At 50.8% G+C, this 4,591-nt stretch carries 7 protein-coding genes; 3 read left to right on the top strand and 4 right to left on the bottom strand.

From position 1 onward, the window contains the following. Nucleotides 1–133: 133 nt before the first annotated feature. The 4 genes from ACTHUE_RS11395 to ACTHUE_RS11380 all read right to left on the bottom strand — a co-directional run bounded on the left by ACTHUE_RS11395 (nucleotide 134) and on the right by ACTHUE_RS11380 (nucleotide 2,595). Nucleotides 134–1,426 carry a valine--pyruvate transaminase gene (locus ACTHUE_RS11395; RefSeq protein WP_070695154.1) on the bottom strand — a complete coding sequence of 431 codons (1,293 nt, stop codon included), beginning with the start codon at nucleotides 1,424–1,426 and terminating at the stop codon, nucleotides 134–136. Between the two features lie 143 nt (nucleotides 1,427–1,569). After that, nucleotides 1,570–1,728: a DUF1328 domain-containing protein gene (locus ACTHUE_RS11390; RefSeq protein ID WP_039862543.1), complete on the bottom strand. Its 159-nt coding sequence runs from the start codon at nucleotides 1,726–1,728 to the stop codon at nucleotides 1,570–1,572. Nucleotides 1,729–1,799: 71 nt separating this feature from the next. Then, a complete protein-coding gene (locus ACTHUE_RS11385) occupies nucleotides 1,800–1,994 on the bottom strand; it encodes a CsbD family protein (protein WP_004520971.1) in 195 nt (64 codons plus the stop codon). Nucleotides 1,995–2,295: 301 nt separating this feature from the next. Further along, nucleotides 2,296–2,595, bottom strand: a complete 300-nt coding sequence (locus tag ACTHUE_RS11380) for a porin (RefSeq protein WP_004520970.1) — start codon at nucleotides 2,593–2,595, stop codon at nucleotides 2,296–2,298. A gap of 94 nt (nucleotides 2,596–2,689) precedes the next feature. Here ACTHUE_RS11380 and ACTHUE_RS11375 point away from each other — a divergent pair, with 94 nt between their 5' ends. From ACTHUE_RS11375 to ACTHUE_RS11365, 3 genes are all read left to right on the top strand, one after another. Next, complete coding sequence (locus ACTHUE_RS11375; protein ID WP_004520969.1) at nucleotides 2,690–3,520, top strand: carbon-nitrogen hydrolase family protein; 831 nt, start codon at nucleotides 2,690–2,692, stop codon at nucleotides 3,518–3,520. A gap of 9 nt (nucleotides 3,521–3,529) precedes the next feature. Further along, nucleotides 3,530–4,075, top strand: a complete 546-nt coding sequence (gene ruvC / locus ACTHUE_RS11370; RefSeq protein WP_003684216.1) for a crossover junction endodeoxyribonuclease RuvC — start codon at nucleotides 3,530–3,532, stop codon at nucleotides 4,073–4,075. Between the two features lie 92 nt (nucleotides 4,076–4,167). Beyond that, nucleotides 4,168–4,591 (top strand): LpxL/LpxP family acyltransferase (locus tag ACTHUE_RS11365; RefSeq protein WP_440423496.1); only part of this gene is annotated, 424 nt, incomplete at its 3' end.

Below are 4,591 nucleotides of genomic sequence, written 5' to 3'. Positions count from 1 at the left end.
TATTCGATATGGACGTCAACGTCCTCGATTACGAAGGCAAAAAACTGGTTATCCACCATATCTAAATCCGACAAAAAGGCCGTCTGAAACCCGATTGTTCAGGTTTCAGACGGCCTTTGTCTATTCAAAGCGTTTATTTTTTATCGTACAAACCGCGCACCACGCGACCGATTGCGGCAATGCCTTTTTCCAGCGTTTCCGCGTCCTGCGCAATGCTCATGCGGATGCACTCGTGGGCGTGCGGATAGTCTTGCCTATCGATGCTGACAAAGAAATGCTCTCCCGGAATAATCAGCGTGCCTTCGGCCTTGAGCATTTCGTACAAGGTTTGCGACGAAACAGGCAGGTTTTCAAACCAAAGCCACAAGAAAATCGCACCTTCAGGCTTGTGGATTTTCAACGGATACGCACCCAATTCGCGTTTGAGCAGCGAGACGGCAGTTTGCGCCTGCCGACGGTAAAACGGCTGAATCACTTGGTCGGACAGCTGTTTCAGACGGCCGTCGTTTAACAGCGGAGCCGCAATCGCCGCGCCAAAACGGGTTGGCGACAAATTCACAATCGCATTCAAACTGCTGACGGCTTTGACCACTTCCGGCGCGGCGACAATAATGCCGGTACGCACGCCGGGCAGGCCGATTTTAGAAAGGCTGAAGCAGAGGATGATGTTTTCGTGCCAGTTGAGCGTCACATCGCTGTAAATAATATTCGGAAACGGCATTCCGTAAGCGTTGTCGATAATCAGCGGAATCCCGTGTTCCTGCGCCAACGCGTCCAAACGCGCCATCTCGCCGTCGGTCAACACATTGCCGGTCGGGTTGGTCGGGCGCGAACAGCAAATCGCACCGATTTTGCCCTCTTTCAATTCAGACAGGCTCTCCAGCGCGTCAAAGTCCACGCGGTATTTGAAAAATCCCGCTTCGCCTTCGTGTTCGACATTTTCGATTTTCGGTTTTACCGAAATAAAATGCTGCCCCTCGACATGCACGTCGGCATAACCGATATATTCAGGCGCCAGCGGCAACAAAATGGCTTTTTCAGCCGTTTGGCCGTCTGAAAGATTGAATTTACCGCCAAACAGGTTGAACAAATAGAAAAACGCGTTTTGCGAACCATTGGTCAGCGCGATATTGTCCGCCGTCAGGTTCCAGCCGTATTCGCGGTTGAGAAACTCAGTCAAAGCCGCAATCAGCGCCGCATCGCCCTGCGGATTGGAATAATTGCCGATATTCTCAACAGCGTGTTCCGCCGCCAGTTTAGAAAACACATCGGCGAACACCGCATTGACTTCAGCAATCTTCGCCGGATTGCCGCCGCCAAGCATGTTGACGGGCTTGTCACTTTTGAGCGCATCGCCCAAATCGTCCATCAATTGCAAAATGCCACTGTGTTGTGTGAATTTTTCACCGAATGCTGAAAACTGCATGGAAACTCCGTTGCTAGGTGTGTGTGGAAACAATAAACCGCTATTATAAGAACAAAGGCCGTCTGAAAACCAGTTATCCTGATTGTTCAGACGGCCTATTTGACGGAATGGTGGCTTGATACAACCTTATTGGTTTACAGGTATTATTTCTTCCTGCCAAAAATCAGTGATATCACCGACAAGATCAAGAAACCGGCAAATAAAATTTTGGCTATGCCTGCCGCACTACCTGCAATACCACCGAAACCTAATACAGCTGCAATAATAGCGATTATAAAGAAAACGATCGAATAATGAAGCATGATTTTTTCCTTTCGGTTTAATATAAAACGGTCGAGGGGGATACGACCGTTTATTATGAAATTCAACGGTCTTAGCTGTTCAACCAATCATCAATTTCTTTTTCAGCTTCATCTTTAGTGCGACCGTAACGCTCTTGGATTTTACCAGCCAACTGATCGCGCTTGCCTTCGATGATGTCCAAATCGTCGTTTGTCAGCTCGCCCCATTTTTCTTTGGCTTTACCTTTAAGTTGCTCCCATTTTCCTTTGATAATATCTTCATTCATAGTTATATAATCCTATCTTATTGATTAATATTTAATTCACTGATAAAACCGCTTGCATTTAACCTTACTTGATAATTTTTTAATTTGCAAGCAATGCCAATGCTGATTTTTTAATCAGCTACCCAATATTTTATTAATTTTATAAATAATCAATAAGTTATATAAAATTGTTAAATTTTGAAAATATTAAGATATTATTGATTACCGCCTTTTACGTGTATTCTTTAAATCAATCGACCTCACTATAAAAAACAGGCCGTCTGAAAATCTTTCAGACGGCCTTTACTATCCAATCTTTCCTTTAACGGCCAAAATTATCTCGGCGTTCGCGCCAGTCTTGGCGGATGGAGCCGCTTTTGCCGACCGGTGTGTCTTGTTCGACTTCCCAAATAAAATTCGTTCCGCCGCCAATCGGATGCGAGCCGCGTAAACCGATGTGGCTGCCTTGGTCGGCAACGGCAGTTCGGCTGTATGTTTGGCCGCCAAAACGGGTTTGCGAGGTTTCGATGCCGCTTTTGATGCTGCCGTAAAGCTGTACGTCGGCATGTGCGGCCAGTGCGGCGGTGGAAAGTGCGGCAGTGAGGAGAAGTTTCAAGTTCATGGTTTATCCTTTTTTGGAGAGGAATTGTGAGGCGATTGTATCGGCCTTGTGCGTAAACAAGTTACAATTCTTGCAAAATCTGACAGGAGTTTTGATGATGCACTCTTTACGCGCTGCCGCGGTGCAAATGGTGTCGTCCACCAACCCCGAAACCAATATTGCCACGATGAAACGCCTTGTCCGCGAGGCGGCCGAACAAGGGGCGGATTGGGTGTTGCTGCCCGAATATTGGCCGCTGATGGGCAAAAACGATACGGACAAGCTGGCATTTGCCGAGCCTTTGGACGATGGACGCGTCGGCGAAACCTGCGACACCCGTTTTCAGACGGCCTTAAGCGAAACGGCAAGGGAATGCGGCGTGGTGTTGTTTGGCGGTACGGTTCCGCTGCAAAGCCCAGACGCGGGCAAGGTGATGAACACGATGCTGGTGTATGACCGCGACGGCAACCGAGTCGGGCTTTACCACAAAATGCACCTTTTCGGCTTTTCCGGTTTGGGCGAACGCTACGCCGAAGCCGATACGATACTGGCAGGCAGCGATGTGCCGAAATTGAGCGTGGACGATGTTCCGCTGGCGGCCGGCGTCTGCTACGATTTGCGCTTTCCTGAGTTTTTCCGCGCCCAGCAGCCGTTTGATGTTTTGCTGTTGCCGGCCGCGTTTACCTACACGACCGGCAAGGCGCATTGGGAATTGCTGCTGCGCGCCCGCGCAGTGGAAAACCAATGCTACGTCATCGCGTCGGCACAAGGTGGACTGCATGAAAGCGGCCGCCGCACATTCGGCCACAGTATGATTATCGACCCTTGGGGCGATGTGTTGGCGACGTTGTCGGAAGGCGAAGGCGTAATTTGTGCCGATTTGGATACCGCGCGACTGCAAAGCGTGCGCACGCGCCTGCCTGCCCTGAAACACCGATTACTTTAAACACGCACTATGTCCCAGTTCCAACCTACACGCATTCTCGGCATCGACCCCGGCAGTCGCGTAACCGGCTTCGGCGTTATTGATGTCCACGGCCGCGAACATCATTATGTTGCTTCCGGCTGTATCAAAACGCCGACCGGCGCGTCGCTTTCCGAACGCATCGCCGTGATTGTCCGCCATATCGATGAAATCATCCGCCACTATCAGCCGCATCAGGCAGCCATCGAACAAGTGTTCGTCAACGTCAACCCAGCCGCGACGTTAATGCTCGGTCAGGCGCGCGGTGCCGCGATTGCCGCTTTGGTCATGCACGATTTGCCCGTGTTTGAATACACCGCGCTTCAGGTCAAGCAGGCGGTGGTTGGCAAGGGTAAGGCCGCCAAAGAGCAGGTGCAGCATATGGTGGTCCAAATGCTTGCACTTTCAGGTACACCGCAAGCCGATGCCGCCGACGGACTCGCCGTCGCCCTCACCCACGCCCTGCGCAATCACGGATTGGCTTCGCAACTCAACCCCGACGGCTTGCAGGTCAAGCGCGGCCGTTTTCAATGGTAGGCCGACATTCAGGCCGTCTGAAATATGTTCCAGCCCGTTTTCAGACGGCCTTTCGGTTATAATAGCCCTTTGCCCACATACAGCGAGCCTTCATGAAAGCCGCCTTCCTTTTTCTCTATCTCATCCGCCTGCTGCCTTTTTGCGTGTTGCACAAGATTGCCGACGCGATCGGTATTCTCGCCTATTACGCAGTCAAACCACGCCGCAAAGTCGGCGAGGTAAACCTCAAAAAATGCTTTCCCGAGCTAAACGACAGCCAGCGCACTGCCCTGCTCAAACGCCATTTCCAACACATGGCGAAGCTGATGCTCGAATACGGCCTCTACTGGTACGCGCCTGCGGATAAGCTGCGCTCGTTGGTACGCTATCAAGACAAACACCATCTTGACGAAGCCCTCGCCGCCGGCGAAAAAGTCATCATCCTCTATCCGCACTTTACCGCATTTGAAATGGCGGTTTACACGCTCAATCAGGATGTGCCGCTGACCAGCATGTATTCGCACCAAAAAAACAAAG

Source organism: Neisseria sp. P0021.S005 (assembly GCF_051956955.1).
Note: the sequence above shows the minus strand (reverse complement) of the source record. Positions and strands in the feature narration are given on the sequence as shown.

Bases quoted from the DNA above. Each gene is read 5' to 3' on its own strand.
- ACTHUE_RS11395 (WP_070695154.1), bottom strand. From the start codon at position 1,426: ATGCAGTTTTCAGCATTCGGTGAAAAATTCACACAACACAGTGGCATT.
- ACTHUE_RS11390 (WP_039862543.1), bottom strand. From the start codon at position 1,728: ATGCTTCATTATTCGATCGTTTTCTTTATAATCGCTATTATTGCAGCT.
- ACTHUE_RS11385 (WP_004520971.1), bottom strand. From the start codon at position 1,994: ATGAATGAAGATATTATCAAAGGAAAATGGGAGCAACTTAAAGGTAAA.
- ACTHUE_RS11380 (WP_004520970.1), bottom strand. From the start codon at position 2,595: ATGAACTTGAAACTTCTCCTCACTGCCGCACTTTCCACCGCCGCACTG.
- ACTHUE_RS11375 (WP_004520969.1), top strand. From the start codon at position 2,690: ATGATGCACTCTTTACGCGCTGCCGCGGTGCAAATGGTGTCGTCCACC.
- ruvC (WP_003684216.1), top strand. From the start codon at position 3,530: ATGTCCCAGTTCCAACCTACACGCATTCTCGGCATCGACCCCGGCAGT.